The sequence below is a fragment of the Rhizobium mongolense USDA 1844 genome, from assembly GCF_000419765.1.
GTDB classification, from domain to species: domain Bacteria; phylum Pseudomonadota; class Alphaproteobacteria; order Rhizobiales; family Rhizobiaceae; genus Rhizobium; species Rhizobium mongolense.
Window position 1 is genome coordinate 1 of the sequence record NZ_ATTQ01000040.1, and the last position, 25,766, is coordinate 25,766.

At 56.6% G+C, this 25,766-nt stretch carries 26 protein-coding genes and 4 pseudogenes; 9 read left to right on the forward strand and 21 right to left on the reverse strand.

Annotation, left to right across the window (positions count from 1 at the left end; genetic code table 11):
• Positions 1–138: pseudogene (locus tag A3C3_RS40260) on the reverse strand (IS6 family transposase); the annotation flags it as partial.
• 5 nt (positions 139–143) lie between these two features.
• Here A3C3_RS40260 and A3C3_RS44460 point away from each other — a divergent pair.
• The 8 genes and pseudogenes from A3C3_RS44460 to A3C3_RS0134515 all read left to right on the forward strand — a co-directional run bounded on the left by A3C3_RS44460 (position 144) and on the right by A3C3_RS0134515 (position 6,161).
• Positions 144–344 (forward strand): UPF0262 family protein, encoded by a 201-nt coding sequence (locus A3C3_RS44460; RefSeq protein ID WP_084797116.1) that lies wholly within the window; start codon positions 144–146, stop codon positions 342–344.
• A complete protein-coding gene (locus tag A3C3_RS48800) occupies positions 310–819 on the forward strand; it encodes an MFS transporter (protein WP_022719068.1) in 510 nt (169 codons plus the stop codon). The genes A3C3_RS44460 and A3C3_RS48800 overlap by 35 nt, the downstream gene beginning before the upstream one ends.
• Positions 820–1,199: 380 nt before the next feature.
• Positions 1,200–1,391, forward strand: a pseudogene (locus tag A3C3_RS48310) (hypothetical protein); the annotation flags it as partial.
• Between the two features lie 40 nt (positions 1,392–1,431).
• Entirely contained in the window at positions 1,432–1,905 is a 474-nt protein-coding gene (locus tag A3C3_RS47610) for an aminotransferase class I/II-fold pyridoxal phosphate-dependent enzyme (protein ID WP_051154560.1), read from the forward strand.
• 191 nt (positions 1,906–2,096) lie between these two features.
• Positions 2,097–3,644, forward strand: coding sequence for a PLP-dependent transferase (locus tag A3C3_RS40270; protein ID WP_022719069.1), 1,548 nt, complete (start codon positions 2,097–2,099; stop codon positions 3,642–3,644).
• Positions 3,645–3,648: 4 nt separating this feature from the next.
• Positions 3,649–4,431, forward strand: a complete 783-nt coding sequence (locus A3C3_RS0134505) for a class I SAM-dependent methyltransferase (protein ID WP_022719070.1) — start codon at positions 3,649–3,651, stop codon at positions 4,429–4,431.
• A gap of 7 nt (positions 4,432–4,438) precedes the next feature.
• A complete protein-coding gene (locus A3C3_RS46370) occupies positions 4,439–4,867 on the forward strand; it encodes a hypothetical protein (protein ID WP_022719071.1) in 429 nt (142 codons plus the stop codon).
• A gap of 10 nt (positions 4,868–4,877) precedes the next feature.
• A complete protein-coding gene (locus tag A3C3_RS0134515; RefSeq protein WP_022719072.1) occupies positions 4,878–6,161 on the forward strand; it encodes an MFS transporter in 1,284 nt (427 codons plus the stop codon).
• A gap of 633 nt (positions 6,162–6,794) precedes the next feature.
• Here A3C3_RS0134515 and tnpC read toward each other — a convergent pair.
• From tnpC to A3C3_RS0134605, 19 genes and pseudogenes are all read right to left on the reverse strand, one after another.
• The gene (gene tnpC / locus A3C3_RS0134525; protein WP_022719073.1) at positions 6,795–8,093 is read right to left on the reverse strand and encodes an IS66 family transposase; all 1,299 of its coding nucleotides are present in this window, start codon (positions 8,091–8,093) and stop codon (positions 6,795–6,797) included.
• Between the two features lie 69 nt (positions 8,094–8,162).
• Positions 8,163–8,753: an IS66 family insertion sequence element accessory protein TnpB gene (gene tnpB, locus A3C3_RS44475; RefSeq protein ID WP_145611462.1), complete on the reverse strand. Its 591-nt coding sequence runs from the start codon at positions 8,751–8,753 to the stop codon at positions 8,163–8,165.
• A gap of 110 nt (positions 8,754–8,863) precedes the next feature.
• The gene (locus tag A3C3_RS45745; RefSeq protein ID WP_156890804.1) at positions 8,864–9,001 is read right to left on the reverse strand and encodes a hypothetical protein; all 138 of its coding nucleotides are present in this window, start codon (positions 8,999–9,001) and stop codon (positions 8,864–8,866) included.
• Positions 9,002–9,230: 229 nt separating this feature from the next.
• Positions 9,231–9,650, reverse strand: coding sequence for a transposase (locus A3C3_RS0134535; RefSeq protein ID WP_022719075.1), 420 nt, complete (start codon positions 9,648–9,650; stop codon positions 9,231–9,233).
• Positions 9,651–9,826: 176 nt separating this feature from the next.
• On the reverse strand, positions 9,827–10,990 hold the full coding sequence (locus tag A3C3_RS0134540) for an alpha-D-ribose 1-methylphosphonate 5-triphosphate diphosphatase (protein WP_022719076.1): 1,164 nt from the start codon (positions 10,988–10,990) through the stop codon (positions 9,827–9,829).
• 37 nt (positions 10,991–11,027) lie between these two features.
• Complete coding sequence (locus A3C3_RS40280) at positions 11,028–12,317, reverse strand: alkaline phosphatase family protein (RefSeq protein WP_183906892.1); 1,290 nt, start codon at positions 12,315–12,317, stop codon at positions 11,028–11,030.
• Complete coding sequence (phnN, locus tag A3C3_RS40285) at positions 12,283–12,888, reverse strand: phosphonate metabolism protein/1,5-bisphosphokinase (PRPP-forming) PhnN (protein WP_022719078.1); 606 nt, start codon at positions 12,886–12,888, stop codon at positions 12,283–12,285. Before phnN ends, A3C3_RS40280 begins: the two co-directional genes overlap by 35 nt.
• On the reverse strand, positions 12,881–13,513 hold the full coding sequence (locus A3C3_RS40290; protein ID WP_022719079.1) for a DUF1045 domain-containing protein: 633 nt from the start codon (positions 13,511–13,513) through the stop codon (positions 12,881–12,883). The genes phnN and A3C3_RS40290 overlap by 8 nt, the downstream gene beginning before the upstream one ends.
• Positions 13,510–14,262 (reverse strand): phosphonate C-P lyase system protein PhnL, encoded by a 753-nt coding sequence (gene phnL, locus A3C3_RS40295; RefSeq protein ID WP_022719080.1) that lies wholly within the window; start codon positions 14,260–14,262, stop codon positions 13,510–13,512. Before phnL ends, A3C3_RS40290 begins: the two co-directional genes overlap by 4 nt.
• Positions 14,263–14,283: 21 nt before the next feature.
• Positions 14,284–15,081 (reverse strand): phosphonate C-P lyase system protein PhnK, encoded by a 798-nt coding sequence (gene phnK / locus A3C3_RS0134565; protein WP_022719081.1) that lies wholly within the window; start codon positions 15,079–15,081, stop codon positions 14,284–14,286.
• Positions 15,078–15,977: an alpha-D-ribose 1-methylphosphonate 5-phosphate C-P-lyase PhnJ gene (locus A3C3_RS0134570; protein ID WP_022719082.1), complete on the reverse strand. Its 900-nt coding sequence runs from the start codon at positions 15,975–15,977 to the stop codon at positions 15,078–15,080. Before A3C3_RS0134570 ends, phnK begins: the two co-directional genes overlap by 4 nt.
• The gene (locus A3C3_RS0134575; protein WP_022719083.1) at positions 15,974–17,074 is read right to left on the reverse strand and encodes a carbon-phosphorus lyase complex subunit; all 1,101 of its coding nucleotides are present in this window, start codon (positions 17,072–17,074) and stop codon (positions 15,974–15,976) included. The genes A3C3_RS0134570 and A3C3_RS0134575 overlap by 4 nt, the downstream gene beginning before the upstream one ends.
• Complete coding sequence (gene phnH, locus A3C3_RS0134580; RefSeq protein ID WP_022719084.1) at positions 17,075–17,695, reverse strand: phosphonate C-P lyase system protein PhnH; 621 nt, start codon at positions 17,693–17,695, stop codon at positions 17,075–17,077.
• Positions 17,692–18,111 (reverse strand): phosphonate C-P lyase system protein PhnG, encoded by a 420-nt coding sequence (phnG, locus tag A3C3_RS0134585; protein ID WP_022719085.1) that lies wholly within the window; start codon positions 18,109–18,111, stop codon positions 17,692–17,694. Before phnG ends, phnH begins: the two co-directional genes overlap by 4 nt.
• A 136-nt stretch (positions 18,112–18,247) precedes the next feature.
• Positions 18,248–19,969: an ABC transporter ATP-binding protein gene (locus A3C3_RS40300; protein ID WP_022719086.1), complete on the reverse strand. Its 1,722-nt coding sequence runs from the start codon at positions 19,967–19,969 to the stop codon at positions 18,248–18,250.
• Positions 19,966–20,643, reverse strand: a complete 678-nt coding sequence (locus A3C3_RS0134595) for an ABC transporter permease (protein WP_198019872.1) — start codon at positions 20,641–20,643, stop codon at positions 19,966–19,968. Before A3C3_RS0134595 ends, A3C3_RS40300 begins: the two co-directional genes overlap by 4 nt.
• A 42-nt stretch (positions 20,644–20,685) precedes the next feature.
• Positions 20,686–20,904, reverse strand: a pseudogene (locus tag A3C3_RS48805) (hypothetical protein); the annotation flags it as partial.
• On the reverse strand, positions 20,904–21,719 hold the full coding sequence (locus A3C3_RS0134600) for an ABC transporter permease (protein WP_167521891.1): 816 nt from the start codon (positions 21,717–21,719) through the stop codon (positions 20,904–20,906). The gene A3C3_RS0134600 and the pseudogene A3C3_RS48805, both read right to left, overlap by 1 nt.
• A gap of 146 nt (positions 21,720–21,865) precedes the next feature.
• Complete coding sequence (locus A3C3_RS0134605) at positions 21,866–23,350, reverse strand: ABC transporter substrate-binding protein (RefSeq protein ID WP_167521890.1); 1,485 nt, start codon at positions 23,348–23,350, stop codon at positions 21,866–21,868.
• 196 nt (positions 23,351–23,546) lie between these two features.
• Between A3C3_RS0134605 and phnF the strand changes: the two genes are divergently transcribed.
• Positions 23,547–24,344 carry a phosphonate metabolism transcriptional regulator PhnF gene (gene phnF, locus A3C3_RS40305; protein WP_022719090.1) on the forward strand — a complete coding sequence of 266 codons (798 nt, stop codon included), beginning with the start codon at positions 23,547–23,549 and terminating at the stop codon, positions 24,342–24,344.
• 1,128 nt (positions 24,345–25,472) lie between these two features.
• Here phnF and A3C3_RS42130 read toward each other — a convergent pair.
• Positions 25,473–25,766: pseudogene (locus A3C3_RS42130) on the reverse strand (DDE-type integrase/transposase/recombinase); the annotation flags it as partial.

Genomic DNA, 25,766 nt, shown 5'->3' on the forward strand with positions numbered 1-25,766 from the left:
GATACCGCGGGACGCCAGCATGTCCTCAACCATGCGCAGGCTGAGCGGAAAGCGAAAGTAGAGCCATACCGCGTGCGCAATGATCTCAGCGGGAACGCGGTGGCGACGATAAAGCGGATCACGAGCAACTTCTGACATGGCCCATGTACGCACATCTTCATCAGCCGTCGGTTAACTTTACGGTGCCATCCGAACTGCTCAGAGAACGCCTCAGATCCAAGATCGATATCGATCTGGAGGCAGCCCGTCGGCTGTTCACCCTTATTCACATCCTGATGGAGCGGGACACTCCCTATCGGCGCATTGAACATGAAAAGAAAGCTTATTGCAGTCTCGGAAGCTGAACTCAGCTGGCTGATGGCGACGGTTTCAACCTCGGATCTGATGGTCGCACTGGTGCAAGCGTCCTCGACCCTGCCGGCCTTCTTTCTGGCGGTCTTCGTCGGCGCGATTGCCCACAATTACAGCCGGCGTATGGTCATGATCGTCGGTCGCAGCCTCATGATGGCAGCTTCCGCAATGCTGACGATCATCATGGCTTTTGGCATCACCGATCCCTGGGTCATTCTCGCGTTCAGCTTTTTGGATGGCTATTATCGCTCTCAGCGATCCCGCCTGGCGAGCGTTCATTGGCGATATCCATTGGTGAAAACCAGGAAGCCGGAACCCTCTACGTCTCTCCGATCACAACATGGGAATTGTCGCTTGCTGCGCGCCTATCATCGCGGTTTCGCTCCCCTCATGCACCTTCATAAAGCTCTGCCGGCAGGCGCAAGCCTGCCGCCGTTCTTCCCGCTCCGAAAAAGGGCGTTGCCCTGAAAATCGCGCGGAAGATCGGAACAAGGGCAACGCCCTGCCCTTGACAGAAAGTGTGGGGAGCGGCCCTTACAGGGTCGCGCCAATTGGCTATATGACGCGCGGCCATCCGCTGCGCCCAGTGCAGACTTCCGTAGCTGCAGCACAAATGAGAGAAGATCAATCAATGAGTAGACTGCGATCGCCTTCGATACGCATGAAGGATATATTTTAGGATATAAGATCTCCTACATTCTCTCCTATATCGAGTAACCGCTTTCCTCTGCGTGATATATTCTAGAATATAGGATTCTAAGAATAATATAGAGGATCATATATTATTTAGGCCACTTGATTACTTCACCAAAGTCATTGAACGTCAGCTTTATAAAGAGGTGATGACAATGACACGACTGGCATCGACTGCTCCGAATACAACGAACGGACACTATGAAAAAGACCCCACGGGAGTGGTTTACGAACGCGCAACCCTGGCCGGCATCGCTGAACTCGCGATCGAACACGAATTCTGGGTGATCTTCGAAGAGTGCCACGGTGCCTTGACGCACTCGACGCACGTCCATCACCCAATCGTCTCGGTGTCGCCGGAAGTCCGCTCGCGAACGCTGATCGTCAATGTATTCTCCAAGACCCTGGCTGACGGGGTGGCGGATCGGCTATCTAGCAGGTTCGAAGGTTTTCATCAGCGCGGTCAAGGCCCAGCAGAGCCATACGACATCGAACCCGAACGTCATCGCGCAGCACGCTGTCCGCGCGCATCTGGAGCGAGGGGACGGCAGCTACGAAAGACAGCTCCGCGCGGAAATCGCGAGCTCCAGGCAGCAGGGGATGAAAATTCTCTCGTCCCTGGAGCGTGTGCCGACGCCCCGCGCCCGAGGCGGTTTCTACTATCTCGACCTCTCGGACCTGCTGCACCCGGTGCTCTCGAACGGTCCCACCAGAACTGCCTACGATGTCGTCTACGCGCTGCTGTCGCAAGCAGGCGTCGTAGGAGGGTCGGGCACCGCTTTCGGCGACCCAATGGGTCTTCGGCTCTCATATAGGATCCCGATCGACCAACTCGAGATTTGGTCTTGCACGCCTGGTTGACTCTCTGAATGCCTGGAAATGATCCGCCGGCGGCACGGTGCCGCCGCAAATGAGAGGAAGGACAGCTCAAAATGACGAGGTCACTCGTTCCACAGAAAGCGGTGATTCTTTCAGCGGGATTCGGAACGAGGCTGTCGTCATCGCGCTCTTTGCCGTGGGGGGTCGGCGACGCTGGTCGGGAGGACACTGACATGAGCGTTCGAACCATTATCTCGCCGCTCGGGGATGAACGCTCGGCGCCGGCAGCTCGGACTCCAGGCTGGATCTATCGCGAGCTCGGCGTCGAGCCGATAATCAATTGCACGGGCGTCCGCACTAGCTATGGCGGTTGCAATCAGACTGCCGAAGTCCTCGCGGCTATGATTGCGGCGAGTGAAGCCTTCGTCGACGTCGACGAACTGCAAGAAGCCATCGGGCACCGTCTTTCAAGGTTGACCGGCGCGGAGTGGGGAGTCGTGACCGCAGGGAGTGTCGCGGCTCTGAGCTTAGCGGTGGCGGCATGTTTGGTGGGAAACAATCCCGAGAAAATGCTATTACTGCCGCACGACTTCGGAAAGACTGTCTTGGTCGCCGATGATCAACGAATGCCCTACGAGCACGCAATCAGGGCCGTAGGGTGCTCAGTAACACCCATCAAAGCTTCGTCCGAAATCGAAAAATACTCCACGGAAAGCGCTGCCGCAATTTGCTTGGTCGGCCATGACCTCGGTATTTCAACCCTCTCGTTCGAAGAAACCGCCGACTTCGCAAATCGCCAGGGGATACCCCTCATCGTCGACGCCGCCGGGCTTGCCCCAAGATTTCCAAATGAGTGGCTCGCCGGCGGCGCGGATCTGATCGTTCACTCAGGCGGCAAGTATATCCGCGGCCCCCAGTCGACCGGCTTCCTTATTGGCAACGAAGCGCTTTGCCGGGCCGCCTTTTTGAATGGTCCGCCGCATCAATCATTCGGCCGATCCATGAAGGTTGGGAAGGATGAAATGGTCGCTGCCTATGTCGCTTTGGAGCGCTGGGTGCAAGACCAGGAACTGACCAGCAGGATGTTGAACTGGCGCGAATGTATCAAGGCCATGATAGAACAGTTTCGGTTAAGCCCGCTGGTCGAGACTGAGATTCTCGAACCGGACGGCGCTTTTTGCAATCCGAGGCTCGCTATCTCATGGGCCGATCTGGACTATCTGCCTACCGCTTATTTGCTAGCAAACCGTCTATCGAAATCTCGGCCGCGCATTGTTTTGCATGATTACTGGCTGCGTCCACGACGAATCATCGTCGATCCGACCAACCTCTCAATCGAGGAGGCGCGGATCGTTGCTGATTCTATTCTCACCAGCCTGTCCGATCCTCCTGATGGGCATGGTCGGCCCCCAGAAGAACCGTCCGTAAATGTCGGCGGTACGTGGGATCTAACGATTTCATTTCTTTACGGAGCATCACAGCATCGGTGGGGCCTCGAGCAGCTGGGAAACGACATTACTGGGCGCCATGTTGGGGATCTGTCGTCGGGCCCCTCGCGCGGTCGGATCCTAGGCCCAGTGGTATCGCTGACAAGCGAGCTCGCAGGCGACCCGATGACAAGGCATTACGCGTTCGAGGGCACTGTGTGCGGGAATACGATGTCGGGTTCCGTGTGCCTAGGGGCGGCCACGGCGAAACATGCTGGGTCGACATTCAAGCGACAGTTCGGTGCCGCGACTTGGACCGCTGTTCGAAGATCATCAGAACAAGAGCGGGAGTAACTCCATGACCCATCATCACAAACAAACGTTCGGAAACTTTTCCCTAGTGGCGGATACCTACACAAGACGGCCGCCCTTTTCGGGATTATTGCTCGAGTGGCTCGTCGATCACGTGCGTCGATCATCCCCAGAGCCCATTTTTGCCGATGTCGGCGCGGGCACAGGCGCGATTGCATACGCGTTGGCGGAGTTGGGTCTACGCGGGTACGCCATCGATCCAGACGCTGAGATGGTGGCGGTCGGAAGTCGCTCCAGTTCAAAGTATCCGGAAGTTACCTGGATAAATGCGCCGGGGGAGAGCACCACCCTTCCGGACTTCTCGCTCGACTGGGTTTGCTACAGTTCTTCATTCCATTGGACTCAAACGCAGGAGGCGGTCCGTGAAAGCCTCCGGATACTCAAACCAAGAGGGCACTTCTCGATTACTTATCATCTACTGGATCTGACCACAGATCCATTCCACATCGAAATCGAGAACCGCATCCGCAGGATGGCTCCGGCTCTTAAACGCGCGCGGCCTCCAATAATGGCACAGATGGATACCTACGAGGCTATGCTCGGACAACACCCAAGCTTCGGCAGTTGCCTCGCGATGGGAATAACCGAAGCGATACCGATGTCGAAGGAGCAGTATGTGAATTATTGGGCAGGCTCGCACGACATTCCCAGCCAGACTGATCCAGGTTTGTGGCACGAGATTCTTGAGATGATCGGGGGCCTCTTCGCACATCGTAGCCCTGGCGAACTGCGATTCAGGTCGACAGCCTGGCATGTGCAGAGGAGATGATCTGGAGATGAGTCGTGATCACCACGCAACCCACACTATCATTCAATGCGTCCGGCAACTGAGTGAAGGCGTCGCATCTCGTATCGACAAGGCCACGCGCGACCGCGTGGCTGACCCTGCATGGGCTTTAACATCCGGGCCGTGGCGCCTTCGGGGTCTTCACGAAGGCGAGGTCATTCATGGCGATGTTCATCTTCGCGAGGCGAATGGTGTCATCGAGGGATTCCATCGATTTGGAAAGATAAACCGCCGCGTATTCGGTGCCGGGGCAGCGGGGATGGTTGCCATTATTTTATGCGATGTGCCGCAATTCTCTCACAAACACAATTTGGTTGTCGGCCACGCGATACTTGGCAGAATTGTGGACGATCGAGGGTTTGAACCCGATATGTCCTACTCGCCATTCGGCTGGCAGGGGGAACGGCTGGTCGTTTAGGGGGCGTGGGATGTTTAGCCTCGGCAACAAACGCTCGACTAGGAACACCATAGCTGGCGCATGTGGAACTAACAGCGTATCAATTATCCCTCGGGCCGGAGCGATCGTCTTCGTCCTTGGTTTCGTACAAATCCTTAGCTACGGAACGCTATATTATAGCGTGGCGATCGTCTCGGGTGACGTCGCCGAAGACTTCTCCGTGCCCGCCTCTTGGGTCTATGGTGCGTTCTCGCTAGCGCTTTTCATTGCCGCCCTCTTGCCTGCTACAGCCGGCAGGCTCATGGACACCTATGGCGCGGGGCGGTTAATGGGCGTGGCCTCCATCGCCGCTGCTGTCAGCTTGGCGATCGCCGCGAGTTCGCCATCTGCGGCCCTATTTCTCTTCGGCCTTATTGGGATGCAGATTTCATCGGTATTTCTTTTCTATGAGGCAGCCTTCGTATTCTTGGCTCAGTTTCACGCCGCGACGGCTCGCAAGCATATCACGCAACTAACGCTGATCGTTGGATTTTCTTCGGCAATATTCTGGCCTGCAACAGAATATTTAATGCAGATTATGTCCTGGAGGTGGGCTTTGGCCGCCTATGCAATAATCAATCTGACAGTGTCGGCCCCTGTCCATTTTTGGCTGAACCGCCGATCGTGCGCGCACCTGAGTGACCGCGCGCACTCCGTGTCTCAAGCCGTTGAGAATTCGACGGAGGGATTGAAACCTGATGGACATCGTCTCGTGATGATCTTGGTGACTCTGGGCTTCACGCTCACCACTTTCATCTTTTCGGCGATTCTCGGCCTGATGGTGCCGATGCTCGGGGCACTTGGATTGGGTCCGGCGGCGGTCCTAATATCAGCCGTGTTTGGACCTGCTCAGGTGCTCGTTCGCATCGTTGCAATCGGTTCGATTGCAAAGTGGAATGCGCTGGTTCTTACGCTGATTTCCTGCGTACTTGTCTTTGCGGCCCTCGCAATTCTTGCTGCAAGTTACCCGCTGACGCTGGGAGCAATTGGATTTGCTTTCGTATTCGGCTTCGCTTCTGGGCTAACCAGTATATGCCGCGGCACGCTCCCTCTGGCTCTATTCGGTGAGGCGGCGTACGGTGCTCGCCTCGGGCGCATCTCTACCGTTCGCCTGACCATCGCCTCCGTGGCGCCGTTCATTCTTGCGATTAGCATCGAGAGGCTGGGCGGCGTTGGCGCCATTTCCTTTCTGCTCGTGACAGCAGCGTTGAGTATTATTGCTTTTCTGACCGTCGGGTTTCTCATGTCGTCGAAGAGGTTCGTGGCACAAAGTTAAATTGTAACCGATGTTCCGGACCCACATTGTCTTGCTTACAGGTCTCTGATCGAGCTTCTCCATGGGCGAGCGAGTGGATTGAAAGGCTTGCCACTAATATCAGGGAACGTTGTAGAGACGTAATAGAGCCAGAGTCGTTGCTATCGGGAAGTGCTTCTATATCCTCTGGTCGTTGTGAAAGAGTTAGATTCCAGATGTCCAGAAGAAGCCAGTTCAAAGGGATTTGCCACGACATCCTTGGAACATTTGTTAGCCGGTACAATGATCACGATGGTTATTGGTCCTTGGGCCAGTACGTTACGCTCCTCGAACGTCTCGGCGAAGGCCAACTTCAGCTCAAGCTGAGGGACGCGACTGAGACTCCTGACAGTCGCGTCATCGCCGCGTCAGAGGAGTATTATCGGGCGCGGTTCTGCGAATGATGGAGGCAAATTCGATGCCGCAAGTGTGGCTCGCGAATGCAACCATCAAGGTTTCCATCGTTGCCCCAGCCAAGGTCGCTTGCGAAATTGAAATTGTTTCTGATCTTGGCAGGACTTACCGGAGCCAACGCACCATAACTGTTCGGCCTCATGACCCCGTCACTGAGCTGCGGAGAACAGATAGATTCGGCCCTTCAAACCAAAAAGGCCGCTAAATTTGGGCTGCTTTGTTCATCCAATTCCACGGCAATAGGTCGTCGATCTGGCTTTGCTTGTGGCCGTTCACGATGGCGGTGAGGATACTCGTCAAATACGCAAACGGTTCGACGGTATTGAGCTTGCAGGTCTCGATCAGCGAGGCGATAGTCGCCCAGTTCTCCGCTCCCGCGTCGTGCCCGGCGAAGAGAGCATTCTTCCTGTTCAAGGCTATTGGCCGAATGGTTCGCTCGACGCTGTTGTTGTCGATCTCGATGCGGCCGTCGGTCAGGAAGAGCTTCAGGCCATCCCAGTATTTGGCGATATAGGCGAGAGCTTCGCCGAGCGCCGACTTGCCAGCGACACGGGCACGGTGATGGGCAAGCCAGGTCTGCATGTCTTCGACCAGTGGCGTTGATCGTTCCTGTCTCCCGGCGAGGCGAGCCTCCGGATGAAGGCCTCGCAGTTCGGCCTCGATCCGATACAGTTCACCGATCCGCTTCACGCCATCTTCGGCAATCGGTGTTGTTCCATTACGGGTGATCTCCACAAGCTTGCGACGAGCGTGTGCCCAGCAATAGGCAAGCCGGACGTCCGCGCCGACTCGGTCAGGTGCGATCAGCCTGTTGTATCCGGCATAGCCATCGACCTGCAGAATGCCGGAGAAGTCCTGCAGTATGCGCTCGGCATGAACGCCCCCGCGACCCGGAGCGTAGGTAAAGGCGACGCCTGGTGGAGCACCGCCGCCCCAGGGGCGATCATCCCGCGCGAGTGCCCAGAAGTATCCGGTCTTGGTCTTGCGCGAGCCGGGATCGAGAACCGGGGCACGGGTCTCGTCCATGAACAGTTTGGTTGAGCGCTTCAGGTCGGCAATCAGTGCATCGAAGACTGGACGCAATTCGAACGCAGCCCGGCCGACCCAATCGGCAAGCGTGGAGCGGTCGAGATCGATGCCCTGGCGGCTGATGATCTGGGCCTGACGGTAAAGCGGAAGATGATCGGCATATTTGGAGACCAGCACATGGGCGACGGTCGCTTCCGTCGGTAGGCCTGCCTGGATCAGGCGAGCCGGAGCCGGGGCCTGAACGACGCCATCGGTGCAGGCTCGGCACGCATATTTGGGGCGACGGGTGACGATGACGCGGAACTGCGCCGCGACCAGCGTCTCAAGCCGTTCGATCCGCTCTTCTTGCCGAGCTATATGCTCGTCCTTGCGGGCCATCTGGGCGTCTTTGCCTGCCTCGCGTGCCTGGGCTGCGATCAGCATCGCCTTCAAAGCGGCAACATCATCGGGAAGATCGGCGGCGTCCAGCATGGCCAGAACCTACCAAATCCCACGCCGATTTGCCTTTGGAATTAGCCGTCCTGAGTCATCGTGCCGCAGCTATTCGATGGCCTCCGGCGTTCTCGTCCTGACGGCATGAACCCGACGCCAATCAAGCCCCGCAAACAGGGCTTCGAACTGGGCGTGGGTCAGCGTCATCAGTCCATCCTTGATGCCGGGCCAGGTGAATGTGTGCTCTTCCAACCTCTTGTAGGCCAGCACGATGCCAGAGCCATCCCAGTAGATCAGCTTCAGTCGGTCTGCCTTGCGAGACCGGAACACGAAGACCGTTCCAGTGAACGGGTCCTTGTGCGCACCTTCCTCAAGACGGATGGTGACAGGACCGACGACAATCTCGGCCCGGGAAACTGCTATGACAGTCGGCGGCTCCGGCGCGGGAGTCTCGACAACCATGGCCGCGAATTCGACTGCGTCTTCCGGCTCAGGCAGAACCAGCTTGCCCTGCCGCGCCGGCGTTCGCCAGGACGACAGGTGGTTAGCCTTCAGCCCATATCGGTCCGCCACCTCATTCACCGTCACCCCCGGACGCAAGCTCTCCGACACAATCCGCGCCTTCACCTCATCAGGCCAGTGGCGGTGCGCCTCACGTCGACCTCGCCGCGTCGTGAGAACCTCCAACGTAGTCTCCATGGAGAAACTCCTTGTCGCTCGTCCATGGAACGTCGATCACAGATCAGGCCACGGCCGGCAAGGTGGGAGCAAAACAGCGGTTACGTTAAATTGCGTTTCTCTTGAACTGATCAGCTACCATTCGCCTTCTGGCTCAATGCACCGAGTTTCTGAGTAGCAATAACGGTGCTATCGAGGGCGATGTCCGTCTTTTTCGTCACGAAGATCGGGCGGGATTTTGGTTGGTTCAAAATGCCGCGCTTCGTCATTGGTCGAAGCCGCGACCTGATATTGGTGCCACCACGCTTGTACTCCTGCACTCCTGCCTGAGCATAGATTGCGGATATGCTTTTTAACTCACGGAAAACCGATACTGGTTGTGTGGGAATCGACTCCGGCAGAAGTACAAATCGCTGTTGGCGAGGATAACCTCTCCTGACAGCGAGTCCACATTTGGTCTGAAAACTGGAGAACCTTGTTCTGTCTTGAGGAAATTACTCACTTCCTCTGTCGCCGCACACTCTTCTGCCGACCGCTAGGCGTAACCGAACTCACGAACAAGCCGATGCAAATTCTCGGAGAAGCTCGCATACGAGAACGTCCAATTGCGATGCGCTCAACACTGCTACTAAATCTGCGCTGCGTGATCTCGGCGGTTGACGGATCGATGACGGGGATCGTGTGCCCAGCATAGTTGCATTCCATCGCAACGCCCGCCACGTGACGGTTGCGATAGGTGGGTTTGACGCGGCTCTCGAATTCGGCAAAGCGGCAGCAGAACCACGTGTAGCCATAGCCGTTCGGATGGGTCTCGCGGTATTCCTGCCGCAGCAAATTAAGCGTCACGCCCTTGCGCTTCAGTTCGCTTGCAATCTTGGGCCAGTCCGGCTCATCGATGTCGCGCGGCGGCCGTCCCATCCGGCGGAAACAGCCGTCGCCTCGCACCGAGCAGAGCTGTTTTGCCCCCGATAGCCTGCCAGCTTCCGCAGGATATGGCTTTGCACAACCATGCTGGCCGCCAGCGCCAATTGGCCCACGACATATGTGCAGATCGGAGGTGCTTCGACTGACGCTGTTCGCCATCGCATGCTATATCAAAAGACTGCGCGCCCATTGCTCCATGTCCGGGTAACAACGGGCTTATCATCGATTTCGACGAAGTGGCATAAATCGGCGCGAAGACCTGCTTTTATCGCTCCCCGGTCGGATAGTCCGCAGATATTGGCAGGCGTCGAGCTAACTGTCGCAACGGCCTTCCACAGAGGCATGCCGACCGGATCCTTGGACAGTTGGAATGCGGCGTGCAGCAAACTGGCAGGCACGTAGTCGGACGCGAGTATGTCGAGATGATCGGCAATTGCCAGGTCTCTCGCGCTGACATTGCCGGAGTGGGAACTTCCCCGCACGACGTTCGGTGCTCCCATGACAATTTGAATTCCCACGCCTCGCGCTGTCGCCGCAGCAACAGGTGTGGTGGGGAACTCCGATATTTTCACGCCCGTGCGATGCGCGTCGTGAACATGCTCGGCGGTTTCGTCATCGTGGCTGGCGACGGGAAGGTTTCGCGAACGGGCTAGGCTAACGATCCGGTCCTGGTTTTTGGGGCCAACCGTTTTGGATGCGTCCATCCATTCCTCAATATGCCGATCGGCATCAGCAGCCGTCCATCCGTAGCGCGCAATCTGCATCTCCCGGAACCGATCGAGATCGGCTGACTGACGATATCCCGGTGCGTGATCCATGACAGAAATCAGCCGTAGCAGGGGATTGTCAGCGAGCGGTTCGAATTGATGAATGACGTCCGCATCGGTTACCTCACAGCGCAAATGGAGAAAGTGATCACTGCGTAGGAGGCCGCGAGATTTTGCAACGCCGATGCTGTCGATCAGGGTCGGTACGATAGCCGACCGGTCGTCGTCGGATCGGCCCATGGCACGTGTCGTCGAGCCGATACATAGAGAATCGAATACTGTCGTGATCCCGGCGGCGGCGATGACCGCATCATGCGCAACCGTTGCCGACAAAGCGTCCCAGCGTACTCCAGGCCGCGGTAACGCATGCTTTTCGAGGTTGTCCGTGTGAAGATCGATCAATCCGGGTGCCAAATATCCACTATCCAGATTGATCGCATTCGGCACATTGCTTCTGCCAAATGATATATCTGAGATCAGGCCGTCGGTTATATGAACGCTACCTTCAGCGATAATTTCGCCGGGTAGAATGATTTTTGTCCCGGTGATTACACTCTCAGTCGCCATCTGCGAATTCCTTCCTGAGGGATATCCAAAGTCAATATTAAAGGGATCGCGGGTTTACCGAGGGAGTAAACAGCGGGCGGCCAGGGAACGAGGTCAAAGGTAGATCGAGCAAAGCGCTCACTGTCGGAGCAAAACTTTCTGCATCTGCGGTTTCGATAACGCCTACAGGCACGTCAGTTCCGAAGAATAGACAAAAGCGGTCGTCTGCCGGATCGCCCGGTCGCCGCCCGTGCATCGACTTGTAATAAGAGTCGCCGACGACAGAATCTGCCGGCACATCGCCCGGCGCATTGGCGAAATTGCAACCTGAGGGGGCGGCAAAAGTAACGACACAATCCCGTAGTTCCGTTGGCAGATAGGATCGATCCAAAGGTATTGCACCGACTGACGTAAGCTTCTCTTCTGCATAAGCTCGTTCAGACGACGAATCGACGAAGACGTGAACGGTCGATCCCTCGGTATCGTAAACGAGGTTCGGAACGACGCGATCGACGTAGATCGTCTTGGAATTTGCCCCATGTCCGTGGTCGCTGACGATTGCGAGATTGTACTGATCTCCCGTCGCGTTATGGCGAAGGCTGTCCAGGCATAGGCCTACCAGACCATCGGCAAATTCCGCGGCTGAGTGTGCCTCCTCGCTTTCGTAACCATAGAAGTGCTGGGCCGAGTCGGTGGCGTTAATCTCAGTAATAATTACGTCGGGCGCGAAATTCGATCGCAGGAGAGCCGCAGCGGCAGCGACGATTTTTCGATCGGCAATAAGATACTCGGCCGTGCCCATCGCCGTATCGGATATCGAGGGATTGTCGCCGAATGGCAACGCAATACCTGCGAGACGTTGATGTGGATCCTTGATCTGCAACAGCGATACGTCCCGCCCCGTTGCGGTCACCTTGGTGAAGTCGCTTCCCCTCATCCAGCAGGGGGGAACGTACAGCGAAACATCTTCCGGCTTGATCAGCGCATGCCCGATACACGCAACGTCGAGGCCTGCGGAACTCGCCAACGTTGCGATCGTAGGTACGCGAACATCCTTCGCGTCCGCCGGGTTGAAGCGCCCCTCCTGCCGCAAACGGTTTCCATAAATACCGTGCTTGTCGGCGGCTACCCCCGTTAGGAGAGAGGCCCGTCCTGGCATGGATACCGCTGGAACAGGCGACTTCATGCGGTTGACACGATATCCTCGCTCCGCAAGCTGGAAGAGATTGGGCAGACGATTTCTATGCGTCTCGAAGTAGTCTGCACTAACGCCGTCAATCATGATCAAGATGAGCTTTTTACTCGGCATAGTTCTAACCTTTGTTGGAATCGAAATACTTTTTGCCATCGACTCGGCCCGCATACGCGAGGAGCTTGTGGACGAGGGTTTTGGCACCCGCGCACGGTGGGCCGGTGTTGTCGACTTCATCGACGCTGAATCTGCTTAGATTGAATGAGGCGCCACGGCGTAATCGTTCGGCAACGGCGTCGCTTCCTTCTCGACCGCGCCGGTTAAGCCGCTGAGCGAGCAACTCTGGAGGAACGACGATGCTCACGATTTTCAAACAGGAATACTTCGCGAGTGCCTGTGCCAGGATGGAACGAGAACCGTTGGCTACCACGATCCGTCCCGACATCAGCCAGTCGTCGATAAGCGTCGGGAAGCCATAGAAGAGCCCATGGGCGCGCCAATGCACGGCAAATTGTCCATCTTCCAGCCCTTGCTGGAACTGTTCTTCAGAGACGGAAATGTTCTCTTCGTTCTCCGTGGCAGGCCGCGTGATGATCCGCCGCACGAAACGGAACCGCTCATCGTCTGCTAAGGCGTCGTTCGCGAGTTTCAAAAGGGTGTCCTTACCCGATCCGCTCGGGCCAACCACAAGAACCAGAGTTCCTTGTGACCTTGGTGCATCAAGCATTCGATAGCCCTCCGCCACGCGAATGCTGGAACTCGAATCTGGAAACCGCGAAGAAGTCGCACTCGCTGTTTTCCTGTTCGAATAGTGTGATGGCGTCGATACGGAAGTCCTCATCAAGTAGCGGAGCGAATTGCCTTTCGAGCTGCTGCGCCACCGATCCGTAATCCTCCGCCTTGACCTCGCCTGTCAGCGTCATGTGAAATCGGAAGCGATCGTGTACGTAGGGATAGCCCCATTGCACCAAATGGGTCTTTTCCGCCTCGTCCAGACGGGACCTAAGCCGTCTTTGCAAATGTTCCGCCGTCAATTGCGCACGGAAACGATCAATCTCTGTTACAATCCGCGAAGCAAAACTCTGCAGATAGGGTGCCGTCGCACGTGGCATTAGGGCGAAGAAGCTTCCCAGCGTGGCGATACGCGTCGGTCCGATTGGGCAAGGCCGTTGGCTTGCGGCGAAACTCCGTATTGCGCTTTCCAGCTCTTGACGGCTTGTTCCCGGCGCCAAGTGAAATGGAGCTTTCAGCGTCGCATGAAAGCCGTACCGCCGCGGTTCCGCGATCAACGGGTGCTCCGGGATCGGGGTATAATAGAGCGCATAACGTCGCCCGATGGACTGCCTCGTCATCCGGCCAACGCTCCGAAGCGCGTTGTCTTGTCCTTTTCCAGCTGCGAAACGGTTGTCGCATCGCCGATTTTCCCAACTTCAAACAAGCGATCGGCAACTGCGTTGCGAACTTCCTCGTCATGGAAGATGCCTACGACGGCCGTTCCACGTTCTTTGGCCTCCTGGATCAACTCAACCACGGTCCGCCGGTTGGCGGAGTCGAGCGAGGCGGTAGGCTCGTCGAGAAGGAGAATAGGATAATCGACTATGAAGCCGCGAGCGATGTTAACGCGCTGCTGCTCACCGCCAGAGAAGGTCGCCGGAGCCAATGACCATAGCCGTTCCGGAATCCGCAACCGGGTCAGCAGGTAGCGTGCGGCGGTTTGCGCCACATCGGGCGGCGTACCGATGAAGATCGCGGGCTCGGCAACGACGTCGAGCGTTGAAACACGCGGAATGACCCGCAGGAACTGGCTGACGTAACCAATGGTGCACCTGCGGATTTCAACGATTTCCCACGGCTCGGCAGCGAGTAGATCGACGGCTTCCCCGCCATGTTCGACAACGATCTGACCTTTATCAGGTTTGTAGTTTGCATAGAGTGAGCGCAGGAGTGTCGATTTCCCGGCTCCGGACGGTCCGTGCAGACAGACGCATTCACCGGCTTTGACCGCGAAATCGATCTCATGAAAGACAGGAAGCTTTGCTCCCCCCTGCGTGTGGAGTGTGAAGGTCTTGCTGAGGCCTTTGGCATACAAGCGTATAGGCATGATGTTACTTTCTCTTACCCTTCACGCTTGAAGCACCGACGAGACGAGTAGTTGCGTATAGGGGTGATGCGGGTCGTCGAGCACCTGATCGGTTAGGCCCTCTTCAATGACCTGGCCTCGCTGCATGACCATCAGCCGATCGGCCAGCAGACGCACCACCGCGAGATCATGAGTGACGATGATGACCGCGAGGCCGAGCTCGCGCACGAGACCCCGCAGGAGGTCAAGCAGACGCGCCTGAACCGAGACGTCGAGCCCCCCGGTTGGCTCATCCATGAACACGAGACGCGGTCGGGTGGCGAGATTACGGGCGATCTGCAACCTTTGCTGCATGCCACCGGAGAACGTCTTCGGCTTGTCGTCAGTACGGAAAAGGTCGATCTCAACTTTGTCGAGCCAGTCCTGAGCCTCGGAACGGATGTTGCCATAGTGACGCGCACCAATTGTCATCGGCCGCTCGCCCACATTGCCGCCGGCGGTGACGTCCATTCGCAGACCGTCACGAGGATTTTGGTGCACGATCCCCCAATCGGTTCGAGCCAGGCGCCGACGTTCAGGTTCGGATAGAGCCAGAACATCGACTGGCCCGCGATCCTTCATGTTATAGATCAAGGAGCCGGTATCCGGTTGAAGACGTCCAGAGATACAGGCGAGCAGTGTAGACTTGCCTGAACCGCTTTCGCCGACGATTCCCATCACTTCACCCGGTCGAACGGAGAAGGAGATACCCTGGCATCCAAGTTGGCTGCCGTAAGACTTACTGATGCCTTTCACTTGGAGAAGTGGAGGAGGCGCGGTGAGTTTGGCAGACGAGATCATGGCTGCTCCTCACTGCCGTTAGCGCTCTGCTGCTGTGCTTGGCGATCGTTGCAATAATCGGTGTCTGAGCAGACGAAAATGCGTCCGCCCTTGTCGTCAGTGATCACCTCGTCCAGATAGGAAGTGGTGGAGCCGCACAATGAGCAACACCCGCTCCAGCTCTGGATCGAAAATGGATGGTCGTCGAAATCGAGGCTTTTGACTGTCGTGTAGGGCGGGATCGCGAAGATGCGCTTCTCACGACCTGCACCGAAGAGCTGAATGGCGGGGTTATCCTGCATTTTGGGATTGTCGAACTTTGGAATCGGGCTTGGCGACATCAGGTGCCGGTCATTGACCAGAACCGGGTAGTCATATGTTTTGGCGATATGCCCGAAGCGGGCGATATCTTCATAGAGCGTGACCTGCATGACGCCATACTCTGCATAGGCATGCATCTTTCGCGTTTCAGTCTCGCGTGGATCAATTTTGCTGAGAGGATCGGGCGTGGGAACCTGATAGACGAGGATTTGGCCTTCGCTCAGAGACGTCTCCGGAACCCTGTGCCGTGACTGGATGATAGTCGCCTCTCGGGTTTTCTCGGTCGTGGCAACCTCGGCCACCGTCTGAAAAAAAAGGCGGATCGACACAGCATTGGTCGTGTCGTCGGCGCCCTGGTCGATGACCTTGAGCCGGTCGTCTGGACCGATGACGCTTGCTGTGACCTGAATGCCGCCAGTGCCCCAACCGTATGGCAGCGGCATTTCCCGGCCGCCAAACGGCACCTGATACCCCGGAATTGACAGCGCTTTCAGAAGGCCGCGCCGAATCATGCGCTTTGTTTGCTCATCGAGATAGGCGAAATTGTAGCCTTCGTTATCGTCCAGGTCGTGTTCGCTTTCTTGATTTGTTGTCATTGATTGGGCTCCTGAGACTTTGCTGCGTCGTGTTCGGTGCGCAATCGACGTAAGAGCTGCAGTTCGGCCTGAAAGTCGACGTAATGTGGCAGTTTGAAGTGAGAGATGAGGCCGTTGGCCTCAACATTGTCCGTATGAGGAAGAACGAATTCTTGATCCTGAGCCGGATAACGGACATCCTCTCCCAGTTCCGGTGCTCGCAGCGCCCGGTCGATCAGCGCCATGGAAATGGCCTTGCGCTCGCAATGTCCGAAGGTGAGGCCATAGCCGCGAGTAAACTGCGGCGGTTTCTTGACTGACCCCATGAACTGGTTGATCGTCTGACACTCGGTGACCGTGATTTCCGCAATTGCAATCGGAAAGCCGAGATCCTCCGGCACGATTTCTACCAAAACCTCCCCTAAGCGCATCTCACCCACAAAGGGGTGGGCGCCGCCATAACCGCGGGTGGTTGAGTAGGCGAGGCCAAGAAGGAATCCTTCATCCGCACGCGCAAGGTTCTGCAGACGCTGATCGCGCCCAGCGGGAAAGCTCATCGGCTGACGGGTCAGGTCGAAGACCTCACCAACGCCATGATCTCCCTCGCCTTCGACGAGTCCCTCATCATCAAGAATGTCCATCACGCGTGGCATTGCGGGATCGAGTGCTTCTTCAGCCCGGTCGGCCTCAATCGAGTCATCGTTGCCTTCGGCTGAGAGCGAGAAATCGAGCAGGCGATGAGTATAGTCGTAGGTTGGTCCGAGTACCTGGCCGCCAGGAATATCTTTAAAGGTGGCGGAGACCCTCCGGCGCACGGTCATTTTGGAAGTATCAATCGGCTCGGAAACCGCAAAACGGGGCAGCGTCGTGCGAAAAGCACGCAACAGGAAGATCGCTTCAAAAGCATCCCCTTGTGCTTGTTTGAGGGCGAGCGCTGCAAGTTTTCGATCATAGACGGAGCCTTCCGTCATCACACGGTCTACCGCGAGGCTGAACTGTTCACTGATGTGGTCAAGTGACAGTTCCGAGAGTTCCCGATTGCCGCGTCTATTCTCCGCGATCAGCTTATGGGAATTAAGGATAGCGCGCTCGCCACCCTTGACTGCGACATAGGACATCTATGCCTCCACTTTTATTGTACGCGGAAGGGCGATTAGAGCGTTTCCGGACGTAAAAAATACATCGACGCCGAGCGGGTAGTACTCCGCATTGAGCTCCCAGTCCGACCAGAACCAGGACGGAAGACCGGCAAGGCCTACTGTTGTGCTCTCGCGAATGCCTGGGCCTGCCCAAATGGTTTCCGGTCCCCCGGTTAACGCCGGCAACTGAATGATCACTGTTGCCGAACGGTCTGGGTATTGAAGTTCGCCTGGATGGAACTGGTGAAGGTGGGGAACGTTGCCGGTATTGGTTATCAGAGCAAACCCTGCGACTGCCGGCTCTGCCGCAATGGGCAAGCCGCAATGGAAACGCAACCAATTCGGAACGTCGCTTGCAGTCGTGGGCTGGTCCAGCCAAACCGGTGTCTCGAAATCCATCAATGCCAGGCAGAGCAGCGCGGTGGACGAGTCTAGTGGCTTCGGCGCGTCCAGGCTGCGGTCGAGAGCAATTGTGCGACCGGGATAGGCGGTGGCCAAGAGCGCAGCACGAAATACCGCCTGAGCGTCGAAAATTGGATCGTTAAGACCCGGCTTCAGAGTTGAGCGAAGCGAAGAGTGGCCCGAGGATTGCAAGCTCATTCCGGATCCCCTCCGCGCACCATGGTGAAGAATTCGACCTTTGTGGCGGCCGCCTTGCGGCTTTGCTCAAGCTTGCGCTCAGCTTGCCGCTCTTTTAGTGGCTCAATGACCGACTCGAGCAAACACTTATGCTCACCCTCTTGCTGAAGAAGAGCGTCGACAAGTGCCGCGCATTTCGCATGCCGCTTATCGCGACCTTGCACATATCCTTGGCCAACCGTGCCATCTTCCAACTGCAAGGCGCAGCGCGTCACCGTCATCTCGCCGAGATTGAACGCTGCCCCCGTACCGCCTGCACGGCCACGCACCATGACGAGTCCAACCTGGGGTTTGCGAAGCCATACAAATGGAACGTTGGTTACATCTTTCACCAGCGATGTCAGATGATCTCGGTCACTGCGAGAAAGAACGCTCATCCATGTTGATCTCTCCGTTGACGAGTTGTGTGAGATTAGTTCTTGCATTTATCTTTCCAGCCTATTTTCGCTTTACCGTGTCCGACGGTCCCGAAGATAATTCTGTGCCCGTAAACGGGCGCTCCGCAGCGCGTATTCATGCATGCGATCCTACCGGGCGCCGGTTCCCATCGGTGTCCGCCCGTGATTGAACCTCCATCTCCGGCATATGGCCAAAGGCCTCAATGAGAGATCGCGTGTACGGATGTTTGGGGGTGGCCAGAACCTGTTCAGTGGCCCCCGCTTCACAAATATGGCCGTTGTGAAGAACAATGACCTCGTCCGCGATCGAGGCCACCACCGCAAGATCATGGGACACGAATAGGAAAGTGCAACCTGTATGAGCGCGAATACCCATGATGACATCGAGCACTGCTGCCTGGACGGATATGTCGAGCGCTGATGTGATCTCGTCACAGAGCATGATATCCGGCTCGGCGGCGCAGGCACGGGCAATCGCTACACGTTGCGCCTGTCCTCCCGATAACTCACCGGGCAAGCGATGGAGAAAGTCTGGCGTGAGTTGCACCAGGCCCAGAAGCTCGCCGGCACGAATTCGCCGCTGTGCGGTAGAGAGATCGAAATAAAGGCGCAAAGGAGCGTCTATGGCTTCAAAGACAGTTTGCCGCGGGTTAAGCGCTGCAAGCGGATTTTGCCACACAAGCTGAATTTTGCGGCGCAGGTCCATGGATCTGCTCCCTAACCGCGCAAGATCCTGCGTTTCCGCGAGAAGGATTTGACCATTCTGTATCGATGATGCGCCAGCGACCGCTCTGAGGAGAGTAGATTTCCCAGAGCCTGACTCGCCGATCACGCCGACGATTTTGCCCGCCTGAACAGAAAAGGTAATGTCTTGAATGGCAGGAGACGCCACGGCACAACGCGACAGAGGCCAGAGCTTCGGAAGAATGGATCCGCGCGAATAGCTGACGGCCAGATCACGGATGTCCAGTGTTTTTGTGGAGCCACCACCTCGATTTTGGGCCGACTGGGATTGCGTGCCTTGTTGCCCTCGCCACGAGGGCTGTGCCTTCAGCAGCTTCTGTGTGTAGGGATGTTGCGGTTTTCGCAAGATCCAATCGGTATTCCCTTGCTCGACGAGCTTTCCCTGATGCATCACAGCAATATCGGAGCAAAGGCGTGAGACGACGCGCATATCGTGGGTGACGCATACCAGCGTCAAAGACCGTTCCTCCATGAGCGTGCGAAGCAATGCGAGAAGTTCATTGTGAGTCGTAGCATCGAGAGCCGAGGTCGGCTCGTCGAGGATCAGCAATTCGGCAGAGCTGGCGATTGCCATTGCAATCGCACATCTTTGTTGCTGCCCGCCGGACAATTGGTAGGGGTAACGGGTTGCAATCTCTTCAGCGTTCGCAAGGCGCACTGCTTTCAGCAGTTCTATGACACGCGCCTTGATCTGTTTTGCCGATTTTTCTCCGCCAATCTGGAGGACTTCTCCGATTAGAGAACCGATGCGTTTGGTGGGGGTCAAAGATAGACCGGCGTTTTGGGGTACGTAGGCGACAACGCGGCGCCGCAGTTCACTCAGCTTCGTCTGGGATGCCAGAAGAGTATCGCATTCATTTACCAGGACGTGCCCGGACACGTGCCGAAGACCTGGCTTGAGATGGCCCAACATCGTGAGCGCCAGGGTGCTCTTTCCACTGCCTGACTCGCCAACAATGCCAAGCACGCTTCCCTTGCGAACGCGAAGGTTGATATCGTCGAGTATCAGTTTTTCATCGCCGTTCGCCGTCTCCACACAGAGATCGCGAATATCAATTAGGTTACAAGGTTCGACGTTGAGGACGTGTGTCATTGGCTTGATCCTCCGGGTATCGGTTCTCTTTCTGGGGATTGAAGACCGACGGCTTTTCCCGCGGCATCAGCAAGGAAGATGACGCCGAGGATCAATGTTGAGAGTGCAGTGCAAGGCCAGAGGGCAGCCCAGGGCGCAATAGCCATGACGTTACGAGCATCCGAGATCATGAGCCCCCAGTCGGGGGTTGGCGGCGCCACACCGAAACCCAGAAATGAGAGCGAACTGAAACCAAGCAGCATGCCGGCCCACCGTATCGCACCATCCACGATGATGACGTCCAGCACGTTGGGCACGATTTCGCGAAACAGAATGGTCGATGACCGTTCACCTCGAACGCGAGCTGCCGCAACAAAATCGGAAGAGACCACGCCCAGAGCCGCAGCCCTTGAGACGCGTACGACAGCGGTCCCGTAAAAGGCGGCGAGAGCAGGAATGAGTGCGAATGCTCCTCCTGTGAAAAAGCTGGCAAGGAGTAAAAGGAACAATAGGTAGGGCAGCGCGCCAACGGCCTCAACGAGCCGCATCATGACGCTATCGAAAATGCCTCCTCGCATCGCCGCAGCTATTCCTGCGATGGCGCCGCCGATCACAGCAAGAAGCGCTCCCAAGGCTGTGACGGCGATTGCGATACGCCCGCCCAAAATCGTGCGTGACAGAACATCCCTCCCCAAGAGGTCTGTTCCAAACGGATGTGTTAGGCTTGGCGCCGCCAATATCGCAGCCGGATCCTGCGCAAGCGGGTCATGGGGAACAACCCAGGGACCGGCTAGGGCAATCGCTGCGTGAAAGAGAACAAAGGCTAGCCCGATTGCGCCAGCAGGTGTGGAGACAATCCTTTTTTGGAGCTTCCAAAATGACCTGTCGATCGCGTTATTCTGTGGCTGTGTCGCAAAAGAGTTGGATGTCGTTGCGAGTGAGTCCCTGTTTGTCATTACTGTTCACTCCTGCGCGCAATACGCGGGTCCAGCAATGTCGAGATCAGATCGGCAATCAAACCTAGCCCGATATAGGTCAGTGTGAATATAACGACGACGCCCTGCACCAACGGCATATCCCGATCATGGATCGCTTGGAGCGTCAGTGTGCCGAGCCCGGGATAGTTGAAAACGCGTTCGATGACGATCACGCCGCCGAGCAGCGAGGCCAAGCTCAGCGCAATGACGTTGAGTGCCGGGGGGAGAGCGCTTGGAAGCACATGCCCGAGAAGAACCCGCTGAAACGATAGACCTCGAAGACGGCTTGCTTCGATGAAACCGCTTTGCATGGTTTCAATGACGCGGGTCCGCACCACCTGCATCGTGTGTGCGACCATAACAAGCGACAAAACCGCGACTGGAAGCACCACATTCGGAAGCATTTCGAGAATGGGAGCGCCCGTTGGAACCACAGTAATCGCCGGCAGCCATTGCAAGGAAATCGCGAAAATAAAAATCAGGACCGTCGCAATGACGAACTCCGGCAGTGTCATCGCAACAAGAAAAAACGCTGACACTCCGAGGTCGAAAGTCGAGCCGCGCCGAACAGCGGCTAGAATGCCAAGCACTATCGAGACGGGGATTGCGACCAGTGCCGCCAATACCGCCAGGAGGATCGTATTGCGCAGCTGCGGCGCAATCACTTCCGTGACCGGACGCTCACGGCTGAGAGATGTTCCAAGCTCTCCATGGAGCAGTGCCCCAGCCCATTCCCCAAAGCGGATGAGAGCAGGCTGGTCGATGCCGAGTTGGACCCGGCAATTGCGCAGCAATTCCGGGTCCTGGGCATCCTGATCCAGAAAAGCCGTGCACGCATCGCCGGGTAGAGTCTCAAGTGCAGCGAAGCATACACACAAGACTACGACCAACGATAGCATGCGTGAAAAAAGCGCATGCAATAAAGTCATGAGGTCAACGCCTATTTCTTTGTGATCTTGTTCCAGGACAACATGATGCTCGGAAGCCTATCGACGCTCCCCAACGATGAGCTGTAAACGCGAATCTCATTCTTGAAGAACGGGATAAAAGCCCCCCCCTCCTCGGAAAGGATTGCCTGCGCTTTCCCGTAGAGTTCCTTACGTTGCTCTACGGTGCTACTGCGCCTGGCTTCGTCGAGCAGAGCATCGAAGTCAGGACGATTCCAAGCGGTTTCGTTCCACTTCGCGCCGGAACGGAATACTTCGTTCAACACCTGGTCTGCTGGCCGTTGCCCCCAGTTGCCGACGACGAATGGCCGGTTGGGTTTCATCCAGACATTCGTCCAATATCCGTCTGACGGCACGACACGAACGTTCACCTTTACGCCAGCCTTGGCGGCCTGAGCCTGATAGGCTTCGGCAATGGGAATCATAATCGACTGTGCCGACGATGTATAAAGATCGAGCGTCAGCCCGTTCGGATATCCGGCGTCGCTGAGCAGCTTCTTTGCCCCTTCCACGTCGGCGGGGCAGGAAAGATTGGAGTTATAGTAAGGGTCCCCAGACCACACAGGTGCATCGCAGGCGACTGTTCCATTCCCATCGCCAACAGCCAACCGGAGCAAGGCTTTGCGATCGGCAAGCATACGCAATGCTTTTCGCACACGCACATCGTGGAAGGGCGGCGTGTCAGTGCGCATTACAATCGGATTCCAGAGGCCGGCCGGAACCTGCTGCACGACAAAGTTCTTGTTGGTGGAGAAAAGGCCAACCTCGTTAGGAGTGACTTCGGCCATGTCGATCTGGCCTGCCAACAATGCCTGGTTTCGGGCGTCCTGGTCGGAAATCGCTATAATGTCGACCTCTTCTGCGCCGGGTTTTCCATCCCAATAGTCCGGATTGGCCGTAAGCACAGTCGTGCCCCGCGGATCGAGCTTCGAGAGTTTATAGGGGCCTGTCCCAATGCCACTATCATTGACTGCATCAGGATCCCCGCCCAACGCCTTTGAGGACACCATACGTACGCGATAATCCATGAGGACAATGGGGAAATCCGCATGGGCTTGCTTGAGCGTTACTTGCAGTGTCGTGTCGTCGACGGCTTCGATTTTATCCATGATTCCTAGGACGGAGCGGACCGGGCTGGATAGTTTGGTGCTGAGGGTCCTCTGCAAGGAGTAGGCAGCGTCTTTTGCAGTAAACGGTTCGCCGTTATGGAACCGCACGCCGCTCCTTAGCTTAAACGTCCATGTTATGAAATCGGGCGAACTGCTCCAGGAAACGGCCAAACTAGAACTGGGTAGTCCATCCACGCCAGCGCGCACCAGTTGATCATAAATCATCTGGTTTGCTTCAAAAAATCTCGTTGGCGAAACGGGATCAAGCGATTCCCGACCGCCGTAGCCAAGATTATGCGATATGCGAAGTGTCGCGCTGAAGGCAGGCGATGCTGTGAAGACGGCGATGCCCAAGGCTGCTGCTGTCATCGTCCTTGATCGGGATTGAAGCATGTGAGGAGTTCCTTTTCTCGATCGCTCGGGTAAATTGTTGATTCTGTTAAACACGACGTCGTCACCATGTGTCGCGGGATAAACTGCGACCTACATAAACGTCCGGATGATTACAAACATAAGACAAAGCAGACAATTATGCCAAATTTCGTCGAAAAATTGGGTGTGCGCTATGGTGGGTAAGACCCGAAAGAATGATGACAGGCGAAAGCTCGGCCGAAAGCCTGGACCGGCCGTGTGGAAGCAAATCGAGGAGGTGCTTGCCGAGGAGCTTGTGGCTGGCCGCTATCCGCCTGGTTCGAAGCTGCCGACCGAGCCAGAGCTGATGGCGCGCTTCTTCGTGGGCCGGCACACGATCCGCCAAACCATGGCGCGTCTTGAGGCGAGGGGCCTTGTTCGGATCGAGCAGGGGCGAGGCACGTTTGTACACGATGAGATCGTGCACTATCGCATTTCGGAGCGTACCCGTTTCTCGCAGAACCTGTTGGATCAGAAACGCGATCCCACATATCGCGTAGTGAGCGCTTGCGAGATCGTGCCGCCAGACACGGTGAGAGACGCACTAAAACTTGCCAGCGGAGAAATGGTGACGCAGATCGATGTGGATTCGTTTGCAAACGACGTCATTATCGCGGTGAGCGACGTCTACTTCCCAACTGCTCGGTTCCCCAATGTTGCTTCCATCTACACGGAACTGAACAGCACGACGAAAACGTATCAGAGATACGGCATCCAAGACTATATTCGACTTTCAACGCGCATCAGTTCACGACCTCCGACGGAAGATGAGGCGCGGAGACTTTTCCAACCAGTCTCGCGGCCGCTCCTTATCACTCGGAAGACGGACGTCGATCCTGATGGCTTACCGATAAGCTACTCGGAAACGTGTTGGTGCGCCGATCGGGTCGAGCTGACGGTAGGGCAATCCGATAGCCGAGCTCCGGTGCCGGGTGATCCGAAGCGGGAATGATCGGATTACGCACGGTTACTGAGTTACCGGCGTAAATCGCTGGCTACGCTTACACGCAATAATCGACAATCCTTCTTAGTTTGGGGCCGGAGTAACATAGGCGTTGCCGTTAATTTAGAGGGAATGACAGTCATGAGGCGTGGGATTGGGCCGTATTCTGCGAGCGGCTCATTATATACCAACGTGCTCTGAGACCGTTGACATCGACTTTGTTAAGACTGGTGGCCACCGAAGATTGATCGCGCAGAAATCCTGCTTCGCCTGCAACACGGTCAGGGACCCAGCAAAGATCGCCCGCGATCTCGGCATATCGCTCGGCATGGTCTATCAGGTCCACAAAGGTGTTTCCGAATGAGCAAAGCAAACCGCATCACCCGTTTGACATCCGCCACCTGCGAGCAAATCCAGGCCCCGCATGCTGAGGCTTGCAGATAGATCGCCTCAGATCACGGTCTGGTGATCGAAAGCGCCGGGTGGCGCGGCCTGGAGCCTGGCTTCTCGTTCGAACCTGTTCCGCATCAGCATTCCCGCGCCAGATGGCAAAGCTCTCAATCTGGATAAGGAGATGTTCGCCCTGCTGGCCGAACAATACGGCTTTGGAACGGCCCGCTTGGCACGATCTTTCCTCGTGCATTTCCCAAATAAGGACGGTGCGGTCATATGTCCGGCCTGTTACTTGGCTTTCAGCCGTGGCCACGATGAGATCCGCGGAGCAAATCGCCTAATCAGAGCCCAGTGATGCGCGCGATCTTGTTTGCGAGTGCGACGGACGCGCGGGCTGCCTTAAGATCGTTCGCTATGGCTTGGATGATGAGCTTCTGACGATCACAGGATGATCGAGAATCCCCCCTACAGGAACGGTGGCACCGGCGAATACCGACGCCGGCAAATTCAAGGGAGATCCGCGACTAAAAAGCGCTTCCGATCTCATCGCCAAACCGAGATGTCGGCTTGGCACCTTGATATCAGTCTCCCGTGCCAACTCTGCAGGGGACGGTGTTTCATCATCGACGGTCGCAACCTCCTCATTGGCAACAATCAGAGAGTGCATTAGCAACTCAAACATGTCGAGTGGGCACTGTAAAGTTATCAGCGGATTGATGCAGCGATAGCTGGCCGGGACGGCTGTCAGGCTGCGGCGACACACGCGATTTTGTTCCAGATTTGCATGGCGGCGTTACGCAGGTCTCGATGTTGAGCCGATGACAGCGTATTGCGGGGAAAGTGGAACAGGTTGGCAATCGGATCATGGACGGAAACGAACCGCTGAAGCTGGCGTGCCGACTTGAAGCGTTTCATGGTCCTTTCGCGTCGTCGGGTCGGCTGGTGCGAATTTTCGCTCGATTATTGAGGCCTTTGTGCGACCGGTGTTCGACACCGGGCATGAGGTCGCGCCTGGCGGCATCATAGGACCGGAGCTTG